We start from the raw sequence: 16,052 nt of genomic DNA, 5'->3' as shown, positions 1-16,052 counted from the left end.
TTTATAATCTTTCTTTAATTTGTAATTCAAACAACTATATTATTATATCATTAATATTTGTCTTCTCAACCAAATTTTAATGTATAATAGGGAATAAAAGTATTTTCGGAGGAACAAAAATGGTTGTAGGAATTGTTGCAGAATATAATCCCTTCCATAACGGACATAAACTTCAAATTGACTATGCAAAATCTGTTCTAGGAGCCAAACAGGTTTTAGTAGCTATGTCTGGCTCCTTCACTCAACGTGGTGAAATAGCCTGCTTTGATAAATACACAAGAGCAAAAGCTGCATTAGTAAATGGCGTTGATATTGTTTTTGAGATTCCTACTATTTTTGCCACCTCATCAGCCAGAGAATTTTCTTCTGCTGGTGTACAGCTCCTTGCTTGTACAGGGGTCGTGGACACTCTTCTATTTTCAGCCGAATGCGATGATAAGGATTTATTCATTGAAAGCGCGCAAAAGCTAGTAGATTTAGAAAAGTCAGGTCAATTAGACAGTGAAATCAATTATTACATTTCAAATGGTTTAAGCTATGCCACCGCTAGAGCCAAGGCCCTTAAAGCATTTTTGCCAGAAGAAATAATATCTAGTCCAAATAATATTTTAGGGGTCGAATATTGTAGATATATCATTTCTAATAACCTAAAAATGAATATAGAAATAATGAAGCGACAAGGTAATGGCTACAATGATTTAAGTCTATCCGGAGAATTGAGCTCTGCCTCCTCTATCAGAGAACACTATAAACTATCACATTCTTTTGATGCTGTACCTGAAGCGGCTCTTGATATATATAGCAACGAGACTTTTATGTACGATAACGACGTTTCCCCTATGTTGCATTATAAATTGCTCACAACAGATAGCTTTGCTTCATACTTAGATTGTTCTTCAGATTTGTCCGATAGAATAAAAAACAATATTAAAGACTTTGTTAATTACAAACAATTCTGCGAAAAGCTTAAAACCAAAAACATAGAATATTCTCGTATTTCAAGAGTTCTTTGCCATATTCTCCTTGGAATAACATCTGATGATTTTAAGCAGGCAAAAGAAAATGGATATATTAATTATTTAAGAATGCTTGGTTTTAGTAAAAATGGCAGTTCACTTTTAGCAGCTATTAAAGAAAATAATAATGTTCCACTGCTTACTTCACCAAAAGCAGACCTAGTAAGCGAATTTGATATTATCTCAAGTAATATATATCAAGCTATATTAACGAGTAAGACAGGAACAGGCTTCCCTAATGAATACACAAGAAAATTTACTCTTAACAATATAAATAATTCTAATAAGCAGGCTTAAAAACCTGCTTTTTTTATTTTTCTATGCACCCATTTTTCTGTAGTGTGACACTTGTGTGATAAACCGCGGACTATAATGAACTCAACAAATCAAACAAAACATCTTTTTATAAATCAGGAGGTTTTAATTATGTTTAGAGGTTTATTTACAGCAGCATTAACACTTATTACCGCACTTCTCATTATGTCATTATCAACACCTCAATTTGCATTTGCACATGAAGTCTCAACAAAAACAACTGTAGCTGAGCCAACAGAAGTATCAGAAGACTATGCGCTTTTAGCAGCTTTAGAGCATGCAGGATTTGTAAAAGATGACTTGCTTTATTCTTCAGTTGAAAAGGACACTGAGGATGGCGTAGAAGTTTATGAAGTAGAATTCCAGGTTGGACATCAAGAATACAATTATGAAATTGAAGCTGCCACAGGCAATATCCTTAGCTACGAATTAGATAATTAATCAATTTTTCTTTTCATTAATATTCTCCTATACAAAGAAAGCGGCCCATATGGACCGTTTTCTTGATTTCTAGTGGTGGAAAAGTCTAAGACCTGTAAATGCCATCACCATATTGTATTTATTGCAAGTTTCAATAACATTATCATCTCTTACTGAGCCACCTGGCTGTGCAACATATTTAACACCTGACTTGTGAGCTCTTTCGATATTATCTCCAAATGGGAAGAACGCATCAGAGCCAACTGAAACATCAGTCATCTTGTCAAGCCAAGCGCGCTTTTCTGCTCTTGTAAACTCAGAAGGTCTTGTCTTGAAAGTCTTGGCCCATACATCATCACCAATAACATCCTCAAATTCATCACCAATATAAAGATCAATCGCATTATCTCTATCAGCCCTCTTGATTCCATCTACAAAATCAAGAGCAAGAACCTTTGGAGACTGGCGAAGCCACCAGTTATCTGCTTTCTGACCAGCAAGACGTGTACAATGAATTCTAGACTGCTGACCAGCGCCAATACCAATTGCCTGTCCGTCCTTTACGTAGCAAACAGAATTTGACTGAGTATACTTAAGAGTAATCATTGCGATAGTGAGGTCAATCTTTGCCTGCTCTGTAAGTTCTTTATTTTCTGTAACAATGTTAGAAAAGAAATCATCATCAATAACAAGCTCATTTCTTCCCTGCTCAAATGTAATACCAAATACTTCTTTACGCTCAAGCTGCTTTGGTACGTAAGCAGGATCAATCTTGATAATTGCATAATTTCCATTCTTCTTTGCCTTTAGAATCTCAAGGGCTTCTGGCTCATAACCTGGTGCAATAACACCATCAGATACCTCTCTTTTAATAAGCTTTGCAGTAGCTACGTCGCAAACATCAGAAAGAGAAATGAAATCGCCAAAAGAAGACATTCTGTCTGCGCCACGAGCTCTAGCATATGCATTTGCAAGTGGAGTGAACTCCATATCTAAATCGTCACACCAATAAATCTTTCGTTCTACGTCTGATAGAGGAAGCCCAACAGCTGCTCCCGCTGGGCTTACATGCTTAAATGAAGTTGCAGCAGCAAGACCTGTGGCGCGCTTAAGCTCAGAAACAAGCTGCCAACCATTAAATGCATCTAAAAAGTTGATATAACCTGGTTTGCCTGAAAGCACCTCAATTGGAAGTTCTCCCTCTTCCATGTAGATTCTACTAGGCTTCTGATTTGGGTTACAACCATACTTTAATTCCAATTCCTTCATAAAAAATCCTCCAAATCCACAATTCTGTTACACTCTCAAGCCTTGGATATTGCTCCACTCGCCTGATACGTCTCGTTGCGCAACACCAAGAGCTTGATAGTTACAGAATTATTCAATCTAATAATTTACGTGCAAATGTATGAACTAATAACTATTAAAAGGGTTTCGCTCTTACCTCAGTTATTTATTCTTGTTTACGATACGTGTTTCATATTTTCCTGTTGCTATGTCGATGTAACGAACGAACAATGAAACCTTATTATCTTCGTTAAGGTTAGTCCAAATCATGTTTGTAAACTCATCAATGTCGCCAGATATTTCAATTGGTGTTGGTTCCCCTTCAAAAGAAGGAAGTGGATTTCCATCATTCATATAAGTGTGAATAAAGCGACCTGAACCGGCCTTAGGATTAGAATAATCAAAGGTGTATCTGTTACAAGAATCTGAATCACCCATGTTAGATTTAAGAATAGACATTAAATAAGAGAACTCTCCATTCTCAACATGAAGAAGACCTGAAATACGAGGAGTGAAATTTGGACCATCTGGCTCAAACTCACGTCTGCGAAGTGTCTGTTCGAAGGTCTCTCCTGCCTTCATGTACTCATAAATAGTGTCAGTCTGATCACCGTTTGTGACAATGGTGTCATTGCCAAGCACACGAACCGGTGCATAAATAATAAGACTTGGGTCTGTAAGCTTCGATGGGTCAAAGGCTTCTGTGCGAATGCCCTCACCTTCCTCAACGAATACTCTGTTTCTAGAATTCTCAGAACGCCCCATAATAAAATAAGCAGAGACAGCCTTGGTTCCATCTGATGATCTACCAATGACAATGCCTCTGCCCGGATAACTTGTTTCTGATAATTCTCTTGCTAAAGATTTAACTACCATGGGTTCCTCCTTAATTACATTTTCCGCAACCTATTGTAACTGAACCCACGATATAAGTCTACACAAAATTCTAAAAGCGGCAGCCAATTTTTTCATGCTCCCGTAGGGCACCCCTCATACCTTCGCTAGGCAACTTTCCCCTGCGGGGCTCCCTCCTAGCTCGGCATCATACTTCCCTACTCGCGCTTACCAACTTTTACGATGCCGCCAGTAACCTTTATGTAGTCTGATCAAACTTCTTTACGATATCATCTGCGGAAATATTATAAGAACCCGTGTTAGTATACGCTTTGCTGCCGGTAATTTTTGAAAGGTCTGTGCTTGCGTAGGAATTTGCCATGTTAGCTTTGCCTGCAACCTGGTATGCATAGCTTCCAACTCCATTGAATAAATCCTTAACATAAGTCATGTTGGCTTTATTTTTTAAGAAATCTTCATCTACAACTAAATGAGCATCCTTATCTACAGAAATTCCTGCTTTACCAAGAGTCTGCGCAGCCTTTGCTGAGGTTGTAGCCATACTTGCAACTTGAGTTAGAATGCCGGTAGACTCTGCCTTTTGTCCGCTGTCAATCAAATTGTTATATGCGCTAGCAAAGTTTTTTACTGCACTTACAATGGCATCCTTATCGTATTCCTTTGTTACATTACCATCTGCATCAGTGCTTTCTTTTTGCTCCCAGATAGAATCCTTGCCCTTTGCTAAAAGCTTGTCAGCAGCCTTGCTTAATTTAGAAGTATCATTTCTGATTTCGCCTAAATTTCCTGTGTCAGTCTTAACCTTTTTTGTGCCATCAGTTGATTTAAGGTTGCCATCAGAATCATACTTGTCATAGTAAGACTTTATTAATTTTCCAAATGAACCACTTCTAATCTGGGTATAATTTGAAAGGGAACCCTCAAGGCCGCCAAACATGCCAACACTATTGCCAGAATTCCCGCCAAATAAAGAATAGATAGAATTATTACCAAAAGAATTAATAGTTAAAGACATAAACATCACTCCTTTGAATATAACCTGAACATCCTTGTTCCACTGTTTTTGCCTCTTATGCACACTTATATTTATACTTACTAATATAATAACAGGGATATGTGAAGCATTTGTTAAATCACATATCCCTGTATAATAAATTATTTAAAATAAATATTGTCAGTCAAGCCAATATCCTGTCGTCGATCTTCAATCAATTTCACAACCTCTTCAAAACTATTATATTTGAAATTAGATGGCGAAACCATTTGGTTATGACTATTCTCTAACAAGGCAGACTCTACTAAAAACATTTCAGCATTTTCAATAGAAGAATCTATAGTTACATTATCAGCAAGCTGAATTGGATTATATTCATCGGACTTTATATCTATATAACCTCTAGTTAAATAATAATACTTATTATCTTCATCATCAGCGAAGGTAATTTGATTCTCTGAAAAATCATAGTTATAATCTGTGTATTCCTCTTCAAAATTATACCACTGATTATACTTACCATCAGCATCGATATATCCAACAGAATATCTATAACCCGTTATATCAGAGCCAAACTCAACCCAATTATAAACAAGACCATTGTAATATATATGCATTAAATCTGGCCATACCTCATCTGGATCACCAAATGCAGAAATATAATGCAGCTCACTACTTCCGTCAATATAGCTTAATTCAAGATTGCCTCCATTATTTCTAAATACCATAAAAGCAGTATAATAAACTTTAGAATATTCATCCTCAGTTGTATAATCAAGTTCAAGTAATAATTCGTAATTACCGTCTTTACCGCAATCAATAAAGCTATATCGATAATCACCAACAGTAAACGAATCATTTGACTTGTATGCGTCAATAATATCATTAAGTGTATATGAACTATTATTATTCAAATATTCATCGAGAACATCATAAAATCCATTACCAAATTCGTCAGATTTATAGTTATAAACAAAACTATTTTTACCATCTATAAAATCTTTGTATAATTGCTTTGATTCATCATCTATATCAATCTCGTCTATGGATTTCGGATCTTCAGTATCTATAATCTCGTCAACTATTTCGCCATATTTTTCTTTTAATGATTCAATTTCATCATGTGCATCATTTGTATTTAAATCATATAGAATTTGGAAGTACTGACTGGCAAAAGTAGCTTCAATGGAAGTTCTGAGTTCTTTTGCAGAATCCAAAGTCTCTTCAGTTCCAACAAATTCCGTTTTAGAATCACTAAGCATGTCATCGATTGTTGTATATGCTAAAAGAATTGTATCGAGGCTCTCTGTATAATCTTCCAAAGAATCAGCTTTACCAACATAAGCCTTTGCTAAACCTACATAAGCATCAATACTTGCTGGATCAACATCAATAGCAGCTGTGTATGCAGCTATAGCATTGTCGTAATCCAACTCTTCTAAATACTTTGCACCTAAATCAAGCTGCTTCTCTAGCTTTGAAGCACCGCATGCGCAAAGAACTAACACTAAACACAGCGCAATAACTATATGTGCCCTTTTCTTTACCCTATTCAATTTTCTACCTCCATATATCATATCTCAAAGTAAAAACATTATATTCTCAGAAATTAATTCAGTCAATCTCATTTTTCTAACGTAAAAAGGATATGTGAATCTTATAATAATTCACATATCCAATATATACCTTATGAAAATTTACTCATCATAGTTAGAATCTGACCAATCGAGTTCATCAAACTCATACAAAGTAGAGAATCCTCCATCTGCATCAATAATACCAAAACTATATCCATCCCTAGGCATTTCTGAACCACCGATTTCACCGTTCCAATATACAAGTCCATTGTAGTATATCTTCATATCAGATTCATATTCTTCATCATAAAAATGAGTCTTACCACATTCGCCTATATAAATAACTTCAAGCTGATTGTCGGTAACCTGTAATACCAAATTAATCTGATTAACGTGAAATACACAGCTATCATAATCAAAGCTTAAAACATCAAATTTATTATAATTAATATTTAACAGCAATTCATATTTGCCATCCAGGCCACAATCAATAAACGAAATATCATGAAAATTTGTCTTAATATCGTAATTATCAAAACAACTAAGGATAGCACCAAAAGTATAAGAAGTATTATTCGCCAACACTTCATCTAAATTGTATCCAGATGAAGCATCAACTAAACCTGAATGATAAATAAACGGTGTTTCATTATTCAAAAAACCCTCAAACACCTTTTTAGATTCTTCATCAATATCTATCTCATCTATAGTTTTTGGTTCTTCTTTGAAATTATCAAGATATTCAGCATACTTTTCTTGTAATGCTTCTATCTCATCTTGTGATTTGTTAGAAGATAAATCCTTAATTGTTTCGAAATATTCATTTAAGAATGAAATCTCGATATCATTTCTTAATTCATTAACAGAATCTAATGATTCATTAATTCCAACATATTCAGTCTTTGAATCTGATAATACATCATTAACAGTATTATAAGCCAAAAGCAATGTATCTAGACTTTCATTTGCGTCATCAATAGTAAAAGACTTTTCCTCGTAAGCCTTAGCCAAACCTACATAAGCATCAATACTTGCTGGATCAACATCAATAGCAGCTGTGTATGCAGCTATAGCATTGTCGTAATCCAAATCCTCTAAGTACTTCGCGCCTAAATCAAGCTGCTTCTCTAATTTAGAAGCACCACAAGCAGTTAATACTAGCACAAAACAAAGAGCAAATACCCTTTGAATTAATCTTTTACCCTTACTCAAATTTTTCTTCCTCCAAAACTATTTAATAAAATGATTTAAACATTATGCATTACGCTCTCTTTTTTGAACCCTTGCAAGTTTTGTAAGAAGTTGCACCACAGAATCTGCAGATATACTTATCCTTATAAACCTTTTGATTGTACTCTACAACACGTGACTGTGTAACAGGGACACTTACATCTACATCAGTTTCAACAGCACCAAATACAGTACCAGTGTCCACTTTTTTTCTGACTGTCTGATTTACATATGTTGTAGTCTTCTCATTTTGGAATGACTGCTCACTACCAATAGTCTCTCTTCCATTCCACTTAACAGCAAAATAAGAAAAACAGCTATCGCACCGAGTTGGTCTAACAAGCTTGAAATATGTAAATAAAGCAAATACTAATAATAGAGCTGCAGATATACCAACCATAACCCAACCATTACCAGTTCTAAATTCCTCTGGAGTTGAGCCAATAGCAACAATTGCTAATAGCAAGATTACCAAATCAATGATTACCGAGAAAAACTTTCCAACTATTACGTACCACAAAATATACCAAAAATAACCCAAAATCGACTTAACTACGTCCATGCATAACACCTCATCTTTCTTATACTTCATAAAAAACATAGTAAAAAGCAAAATAATTATATATATATATATAATTAGTCAAGATTGTGTTTGTATAACGTTATTAATATAAAAAAAGCCTGGCGATTGCTCGCCAAGCCTTCAATTCATAGCAAAATTATAATCTTACAGGGATACCTTCATCTCTAAGATATTTCTTTAAATCTATTATCTCTAATTCCTTATAGTGGAACAATGATGCTGCAAGTGCTGCATCAGCTCCGCCAACAGTAAGGGCATCCTTGAAATGTTCCATAGTGCCAGCACCACCAGAGGCAATAACCGGAATATTAACCGCTTCAGAAATTGCTTTTGTAAGCTCTAAATCAAATCCTGCCTTAGTGCCATCCTGGTCCATAGAAGTAAGAAGAATTTCTCCTGCACCAAGCTTTTCGACTTGAAGTGCCCACTCTACTGCATCGATGCCACAATCCAAACGACCGCCATGCTTATAGATATTAAAACCGCCGCCATCAGCTCTCTTTTTTGCATCAATTGCAACCACAACACATTGACTACCAAACTTGTCAGCAGCATCTGAAATAAGTCTAGGATTATCGATTGCAGCAGAATTAACAGAAATCTTGTCTGCACCTTCACGAAGCAACGCCTTAAAATCATCCACTGTACGAATACCGCCACCAACAGTAAATGGAATAAAAACCTGCTCTGCCACACGGCGGACCATATCAACAACAGTATTTCTCTGATCTGAAGAAGCTGTGATATCTAGGAATACCACCTCATCAGCTCCTGCTTTATCATAGGCCGCAGCAATCTCAACTGGATCACCTGCATCTCTTAAATCTACAAAATTAACGCCCTTTACAACTCTACCATCCTTAACATCCAAGCATGGGATTATTCTTTTAGTAAACATAACACTCTCCTACAAAATACGTATATACGAATCCGATAAACCAATTAAAGGTTGGCAAAGTTTTCAAGTATCTTTAATCCAACAGTTGAAGATTTTTCTGGATGGAACTGACAAGCGAAAACATTATCCTTTTCCACTGATGCATGAATATGGCAGCCGTACTCAGTTGTAGCCTTTACAATAGCCTCTTCCTTTGCCTTCAAATAATATGAATGGACAAAGTAAACAAATGCCCCCTCATCTATTCCATCAAAGAGACGTCCCTTGCCAGGAAAATCAAGGGAATTCCATCCAATATGTGGGACCTTTAGCCCTGGTCCATCCGGAATACGAACAACTTTTCCATCAAGAATATGAAGCCCCTCGACCCCTGGTGATTCTTCACTAGAATCAAAAAGAAGCTGTAAGCCTAGGCAAATGCCAAGAAATGGTCGTCCACTAACAACATAATCCTTGATGGCCTTGTCAAGCTCGTACTTTTTTAAATGGTTCATAGCATCAGCAAAAGAGCCGACCCCTGGCAAAATCACATGGTCGGCTTTTTCAATTACACTAAAATCCCTGGTAAGGATAGTTTCCTTACCAAGGATTTTGAATGCTTTTTCTACACTTTTAATATTTCCTGCATCATAATCTAGTATTGCAATCATAAATCTGGTAACCCTAAGCTTCGCAGCACCTTTCTAAGTTCTATAGTATAGTAATGTCTGTTTGGCTGATTATAAATCTCAAGAGCCTGCTCAGGAGTGACACCAAACTCATCCTGTAGTTCTTGGATTAGGGTGTTACCGTAAGAATCATATTGATCTGCAATTCCATATTCTGCAGCATCATCTTTGAATTTTTCGTAACGTCCTATACCTTTTATCAATGAATCTAATGCGTAATTGTATTGCTTATAGAGAATAAAGGTTTCGTACTCAGTCTGACATTGTTGCAAATCAGCAAGAGTTCTAGCCTGATTTCTCATTAAAGTAACTTCCTCATCCTCAAGAGGATATCCATTAAGCTTCTCATATGCTGCAATGTAATCGCCCTCTGCATAGAGTTCTTGAGCCTGAGACATGGCACGCTTTAGACCTGTAAAAGTCATTCCAACCATAACAACAGCAATTATTGATATAGATAATACCAAAAATGTGAGGATAATGGAAATAGGAATTTTAGGAGAATTATCAGGTTCCTTAACTTTTTTAGGCTTTTTAGGCTTAGGCTGCTTTTTAGGCTTCTCTTTCTTTGCTGCCTCTTTCTCTTTCTTAGCTGCTTCCTTTTCTTTCTTAGCTGCTTCTTTAGCGGCCTTCTTTTCCTCTTTTTCTCGCTTCTTTTTCTCTTTAGGATCCTCAGGTGTTATAGGATTTCCTTCTTCATCATAAGTAACAGGAGGATTCTTTTTAGCCTCCATTTCCGCAAGCTCATCCTCATCTGGAGGTCCAAAAATAAGGAGCAATAATTTCTGTACAAAAGGATTTGGCTTCTTTTCACCCTTTTCTTTTTTCTTCTTTTCCTTTTTCTTTTTGCCCTTTTTGCCGCCATCATCAGAGGAATCATCCTCTGTATTTGCTTCTGCAGATTCGTCTATATCAGCACCTTCAGAAGCCCCTTCTTCATCTCCATTTAATAGAGATTGTATATCAAGTAAATCCTCGTCTTCTCCATCGAGAATGTTTTCTAAGTCTAAATCATCCTCACCTGAAAGATTTGGCTCTTCCCCATCACCGAATTCAACTTCGTCTAATGCATCCATTTCATCCGGCATAAATTCCTTTAATGAATCATCAAGGGGTTCTTCTTCTATTTCACTTGTTGCATCATCAAGAGAGAATCCAAAGTCATCATCAGCAGTCTCCTCTTGAGGCTCAGTTTTTTCACCTTCATCATCTTCTTGTAAAAATTCTGATAAATCAATATCATCGTCCTCAGGCAGCGACAATGGCTCATCTGAGGATAAATCCATTTCACCGCCTTCTGAGGCCGTTTCTGGTTCTTCTGTAGTTTCTTCAGTAGCCTCTGGCAATACATCAGCCTCTGGCTCAGCTATCGGCTCTGGTTTAAGTTCTGCTGTAGCCTTTGGTTCTGCTTTAGGAGCCTCATCTAGCTTTTGAGTAGCGTCAACCACTGCATTTTCTATATTATCCAAAAGCGCATCTACCACGTTTTCCGACTGTGGCACCTCACCAGTTTCCTGAAAAATGCGCTCTTCTTCATCAATCTCTTGTTCAAACTCGCTAATAAAAACATCTGGGTCGTCCATATCCAATTCTTCTTCAAAACGACGCAAAAAATCCTCCTCAGAAAGTACCTTCCTGAGGTAAGGATGCGAGCTTTTTCTATTAACAGATTTTGAGTCTATTCCAGTAGCAGCAAAAAAATCATCATCAGGAGAAATTGCTTTTCTAGTATCAATGATTTTCTGTTGGGCAGTCTCAACCTTTTCCTCTACTTGAGTAGCATCTGTCTTAGCTTTATTTATTGAATTAAGTAGTCCATCAAGATAGTCCTCAGAACTAGACATTCCCTGCTTCCCCCTATATCTCTTAATTCAAATAAAGGGGCATGCTTAGCATACCCCTAAAGTTTAAAATTTACTAATTACCGGCACGAGCGGCCTCGTATTTAGCTACAAGTTCATCAACAACGGAAATCAATTTACCAATTTCTGGCTTTGTAAGCTGAGCATCAGCACCTAAGCTCTCGCCCTTTCTTCTAATTTCATCATTAATAAGTGAAGAGAAAATGATGAGCGGAATGTTCTTCATTGTCTCATTCTCTTTTACTAACTTACAAAGTCTATGACCATCCATTAGAGGCATCTCAATATCAGTAATGATAAGGTGAACATCTTGAAGAACAGTGCCCTTCTTATGGAGCTCAACAAGCTTGTCCCAGCCCTCTTGACCATTCATATTTACAATAAGATTTGTATAACCAGCCTTCTTCAAGCACTCCACAATAAGTTTTGAAAGAAGTGGCGAATCCTCGCAAAGTAAAATAGGTGATTTACTTCTATCACGAGACTCATAATCATCCATTTCTGAAACCTTAAGACCAGTCTCAGGGTTAATATCTGTAACGATTTTTTCGAAGTCAAGAATAACAACCAAGCGATCCTCTAATTTAATTACACCAGTAGAAACGCCGGATTCATCTGAACTGATTGTTGCATCTGGTTTAATAATATCTTCCCAGGAAACACGATGGATACCAAGAACCTCATCCACATGAAAGGCTGTATTCAAACTATTAAAGTTTGTAATGATAAATAAGCCATCATTTTCAGGTTCATCTGTAATATTTAAGCATTTGCGAAGAGAAATAACAGAAATCATAATATCTCTAGGCATGAAGATTCCTTCAATACAAGGGTGAGCATTAGGCAATGGAGTCACCTGTTGGTACAACAAAATCTCCCTAATCTTGGCAACGTTAATTCCATAGAAATTCTTGCCAACTTTGAACTCGAGGACTTCAAGTTCATTAGTGCCCGATTCCAATAAAATATTAGTATCCATGCAAATCTCCTCTCAATTTATAAATCAAAATGATTTATATTGTTGTCCCTCTTGTTGTTCCATCACTTGTAACAAAAAGTTCAAGGGATGACATATTTTCTAATGATGACTCACTAAATAAAAATACAAGAACAAATGATTTTTCTGCCCCTGACTTCATGACGCCATCATAAGTATCTAAATTATTTGAAACTGGAACATAAACAACCTCTGCCTTTTCCTCACCAATAGAAAGGCTGTAGGTTCTATCTGAAATAGTTGAAAAATCAACCGATGAACCAGAATTGTTAACTGCATCAATATGTAAAACTACATATTTCTTTCCATTAACTTTGTTTGTTGCATAAGCACTTGTTTGGAAAACATCTGAAACATCAAATGAAGAAAAAGAAAACTCTACACCATCAATGCCCATTGCATTTGTAAATGAATACCCACTTTCTTCTGAATCTACTTCTGTCTCAGAATCAGGGATTTCTTCATCTATAGTGCCAGTCTCCATATCTGGATTTTCTTCATCTAATGGAGTTTCTTCTTCAGGATTTTCTGGAACTTCTTCTTCCGTTTCCTCGTCTGCTTCGTAATCTTCGTCTAATTCTCCAGTTTTAACTCTAGCATTACAAATACCTGTACTCTGGTTTTTATTAAATTTCGAAACAGTTTTTGAGGCATACAAAGTAATTATGGATTCTTCTTCGGCTGTCATAACGAATAACGGATCTCCACAACCGGTCACCATAATCGAAATACAAAACACACAAATCAAAAGCAAATTTCTTTTAATTTTCATGCCAACTCCTGAGATATAAACTAATCATTAATGGTATATTAGCATTAATATGTGTATTGTTCAACGTGAAAAATCAGAAAATTCTATGAATTTTGTTTGAATTTTGTGTCTTTTGCTAAAGATAATTCGAACCAAAATTCAACACCATTTTCAAGATTTTCTACACCAAATTTTTCATGTAACAAATCCATAATAGCCTTAACGACAGAAAGACCTATACCGCTTCCGCCATACTCACGGCTTCTGGCTTTATCAGCTTTATAGAATTTTTCCCAAATATGCTTCAAATCCTTTTTGCCTATATTGTTACCTGAATTGAATACACTAATTCGAACTTTTCCTTTTTTTACAAAATCATATCGAACTGTAATAACATTCTCATTTAAAACATAATGAATAGCGTTGCTTACGAAATTAGTAATTACCTGCTCAACCAGGAATTCATCTGCATGAACAATACACTCTTCCTTATTAATAAATGAATAAGAAATATTCTGAGCTTCGAAATTGATTTTATTTGAATCAATTACACTATCAATCATGTCAGTAACATTGAAATCAACTAAGTCCATGCTCATCTGTCCAGCCTCAAGCTGGTTAAGAATAAGCATTTCTCTAACTAGTCGATTCATTTTGTTAGCCTCATCAATAATGATGTCCAAATAAATCTGCCTACTATTCTCGTCATCCATAATGCCTTCTTGTAGACCTTCGGCGTATCCTTGAATCAACGCTATAGGCGTCTTTAGCTCATGAGAAACGTTTGATACAAATTCCTTACGCATGTTCTCTGTCTCTTCGCGAACTTCAAGGTCATGCTTTAAGCTATCGTTGGCAGTTTTCAACTGCTCAATAGCTCTTTTTAATGTGGTAGACATTTCATTGATATGCTCTCCCAAATCATCCACTTCGTTATATATCTTTTGCGGATAATATTTAGCTTCAAAATCAAAGTTAGAGATTCTCTTTGTCAAATCAATTATTCCAAACAGCGGTTTTGTAAACCTAGAAACAACATAACGGCTTATTAGAATAGAAACTACTACAGCTAACAATGCCAAAGCAAAGAAAAACTTATTTGTTAATCTTGTAAGCTTGACAATAGTTGAATAAGGCACTCTCATGAAAACAATATTGTCATCAGGAAGCACACCAATAAGAATCAAAAATTTTGATTCTAAATGCGGAAACCTAGTACTTAGTATTTCATACTGATCAGTTTGTTTTATTAATTTGGCAGAATCGTCTTTTGAAAGCATAGAATAATTAAGCTGTTCAATAAGCAGATTTGAATCATTATCAGATGTTACAAGACATTCTCCGTTAGATCCTACAATTACAACGGACACAGAATATCTGTCAAATAGAGACTCGCACTCCTTTTCATTTTCCTCTCCATAAAGAGCGCCATTATTACATTTTTCGTAGAGCTGGTTAAAAACCGTGCTCATATCTTTTCTTCTTTGATATAAATAATAATCGCCTAAAAAGCAGGAAGTTAGCAGGCTGATAACTACTACCGCAGTAATAATTATCACTGCTATCAATCCTACAATTTGGCGATTTATTATATTAGACTTTCGCATCGACTTCAAACTTATACCCCATGCCCCAGATAGTCTTGATATAGTTGCCCTTGTCATCAAGCTTGCTACGAAGTTTCTTTACATGAGTATCGATTGTTCTCGCATCTCCAAAATAATCATAATCCCATACATGATTAAGGATTTTCTCTCGAGAAAGAGCAATTCCTTCGTTATTAATGAAATAGTACAGTAATTCAAACTCTTTAACAGAAAGCTCTACAGGTGCTCCATCATTAGTAGCTACATGGGCATCAACATCTAATTGAATGCCACCAGCCTCTACAACCTTCTTTCCTAATGACTCATCAACGCTACGTCTAAGAACTGCATTAACACGAGCCATTAAAATCTTTGGCGAAAATGGTTTATTGATATATTCATCCGCTCCAAGCTCAAAGCCATTAAGGACATCATTCTCTTCGCCCTTAGCAGTAAGCATCAATACAGGAATTGATGATGTTTCTCGAATTTCTTTTAAAACAGCGAAACCATCAACCTTTGGCATCATTACATCCAATATAATAAGCGAAATGTCACTGTCCATATAGAATATATCTAGTGCCTGTTCTCCATTTTCAGCTTCTACGACCTCGTAGTCCTCTCTTACTAAATAGTCTTTGATGAGCTTTCTCATTCGGCTCTCATCATCAGCCACAAGAATTTTGTTTTTCGACATAACACCAACCCCATCCTTGAATATGTTATTAGTTGCAATTTATATCACTGACCTGACTCTCTTTCTTCAAGAGCTCGTTCCCTCTCCTTAAGCTCAGCTTCTTTTTCCTCAAGCTCTTGCTTCCATTGAGAATACTCGTCAGTAATAGTCTCTTTGTAGTTCATAATATTAGGGCTATTAATCGTTGAACTGATATAAAACATTCCTAAAACACAAAGAAGTAATGTTGCAGATATAATAATCAAAATCGTATTGATTATCTTTAGCCTCTTAATCTGCTGCTTGCAAGAATCTGCATCTGCTTTAGATTCTTTTT

15 protein-coding genes and 1 pseudogene are annotated in these 16,052 nt (G+C 36.0%); 2 read left to right on the top strand and 14 right to left on the bottom strand.

The window, feature by feature from the left end:
* The first annotated feature begins 119 nt into the window (after positions 1-119).
* Entirely contained in the window at positions 120-1,313 is a 1,194-nt protein-coding gene (locus E7276_RS00080) for a tRNA(Met) cytidine acetate ligase (RefSeq protein ID WP_294212253.1), read from the top strand.
* A 129-nt stretch (positions 1,314-1,442) separates the two neighbouring features.
* Positions 1,443-1,772 carry a PepSY domain-containing protein gene (locus E7276_RS00075; protein WP_294212251.1) on the top strand — a complete coding sequence of 110 codons (330 nt, stop codon included), beginning with the start codon at positions 1,443-1,445 and terminating at the stop codon, positions 1,770-1,772.
* A 69-nt stretch (positions 1,773-1,841) separates the two neighbouring features.
* Here the strand turns inward: E7276_RS00075 and E7276_RS00070 are convergent, their stop codons facing one another.
* The 14 genes and pseudogenes from E7276_RS00070 to E7276_RS00005 form a co-directional block, all read right to left on the bottom strand.
* Positions 1,842-3,020 carry a phosphoribosylaminoimidazolecarboxamide formyltransferase gene (locus E7276_RS00070; protein ID WP_294212249.1) on the bottom strand — a complete coding sequence of 393 codons (1,179 nt, stop codon included), beginning with the start codon at positions 3,018-3,020 and terminating at the stop codon, positions 1,842-1,844.
* A 180-nt stretch (positions 3,021-3,200) separates the two neighbouring features.
* Positions 3,201-3,914 carry an IMP cyclohydrolase gene (locus E7276_RS00065; RefSeq protein ID WP_294212247.1) on the bottom strand — a complete coding sequence of 238 codons (714 nt, stop codon included), beginning with the start codon at positions 3,912-3,914 and terminating at the stop codon, positions 3,201-3,203.
* A gap of 217 nt (positions 3,915-4,131) precedes the next feature.
* Positions 4,132-4,908, bottom strand: coding sequence for a hypothetical protein (locus E7276_RS00060; RefSeq protein WP_294212246.1), 777 nt, complete (start codon positions 4,906-4,908; stop codon positions 4,132-4,134).
* A gap of 140 nt (positions 4,909-5,048) precedes the next feature.
* The gene (locus E7276_RS00055) at positions 5,049-6,443 is read right to left on the bottom strand and encodes a tetratricopeptide repeat protein (protein WP_294212244.1); all 1,395 of its coding nucleotides are present in this window, start codon (positions 6,441-6,443) and stop codon (positions 5,049-5,051) included.
* Between the two features lie 141 nt (positions 6,444-6,584).
* Positions 6,585-7,676, bottom strand: coding sequence for a tetratricopeptide repeat protein (locus tag E7276_RS00050; RefSeq protein WP_294212243.1), 1,092 nt, complete (start codon positions 7,674-7,676; stop codon positions 6,585-6,587).
* A 49-nt stretch (positions 7,677-7,725) separates the two neighbouring features.
* On the bottom strand, positions 7,726-8,256 hold the full coding sequence (locus E7276_RS00045) for a hypothetical protein (protein WP_294212242.1): 531 nt from the start codon (positions 8,254-8,256) through the stop codon (positions 7,726-7,728).
* Between the two features lie 157 nt (positions 8,257-8,413).
* On the bottom strand, positions 8,414-9,175 hold the full coding sequence (gene hisF / locus E7276_RS00040) for an imidazole glycerol phosphate synthase subunit HisF (protein WP_294212241.1): 762 nt from the start codon (positions 9,173-9,175) through the stop codon (positions 8,414-8,416).
* A 44-nt stretch (positions 9,176-9,219) separates the two neighbouring features.
* Positions 9,220-9,825 carry an imidazole glycerol phosphate synthase subunit HisH gene (gene hisH, locus E7276_RS00035; RefSeq protein WP_294212240.1) on the bottom strand — a complete coding sequence of 202 codons (606 nt, stop codon included), beginning with the start codon at positions 9,823-9,825 and terminating at the stop codon, positions 9,220-9,222.
* Positions 9,822-11,687, bottom strand: coding sequence for a hypothetical protein (locus tag E7276_RS00030; RefSeq protein ID WP_294212239.1), 1,866 nt, complete (start codon positions 11,685-11,687; stop codon positions 9,822-9,824). Before E7276_RS00030 ends, hisH begins: the two co-directional genes overlap by 4 nt.
* Before the next feature lie 73 nt (positions 11,688-11,760).
* Positions 11,761-12,684: a chemotaxis protein gene (locus tag E7276_RS00025; RefSeq protein ID WP_294212237.1), complete on the bottom strand. Its 924-nt coding sequence runs from the start codon at positions 12,682-12,684 to the stop codon at positions 11,761-11,763.
* A gap of 34 nt (positions 12,685-12,718) precedes the next feature.
* On the bottom strand, positions 12,719-13,474 hold the full coding sequence (locus tag E7276_RS00020) for a hypothetical protein (protein WP_294212235.1): 756 nt from the start codon (positions 13,472-13,474) through the stop codon (positions 12,719-12,721).
* Positions 13,475-13,557: 83 nt separating this feature from the next.
* Positions 13,558-14,925, bottom strand: coding sequence for a sensor histidine kinase (locus E7276_RS00015; protein WP_294212234.1), 1,368 nt, complete (start codon positions 14,923-14,925; stop codon positions 13,558-13,560).
* A 121-nt stretch (positions 14,926-15,046) separates the two neighbouring features.
* Positions 15,047-15,736 carry a response regulator transcription factor gene (locus E7276_RS00010; RefSeq protein ID WP_294212232.1) on the bottom strand — a complete coding sequence of 230 codons (690 nt, stop codon included), beginning with the start codon at positions 15,734-15,736 and terminating at the stop codon, positions 15,047-15,049.
* Positions 15,737-15,780: 44 nt separating this feature from the next.
* A pseudogene (locus E7276_RS00005) lies at positions 15,781-16,052 on the bottom strand (hypothetical protein); the annotation flags it as partial.

It is taken from the genome of Pseudobutyrivibrio sp. (assembly GCF_015057185.1).
GTDB lineage: Bacteria > Bacillota > Clostridia > Lachnospirales > Lachnospiraceae > Pseudobutyrivibrio.
This window is presented reverse-complemented; position numbering and strand designations above follow the sequence as displayed.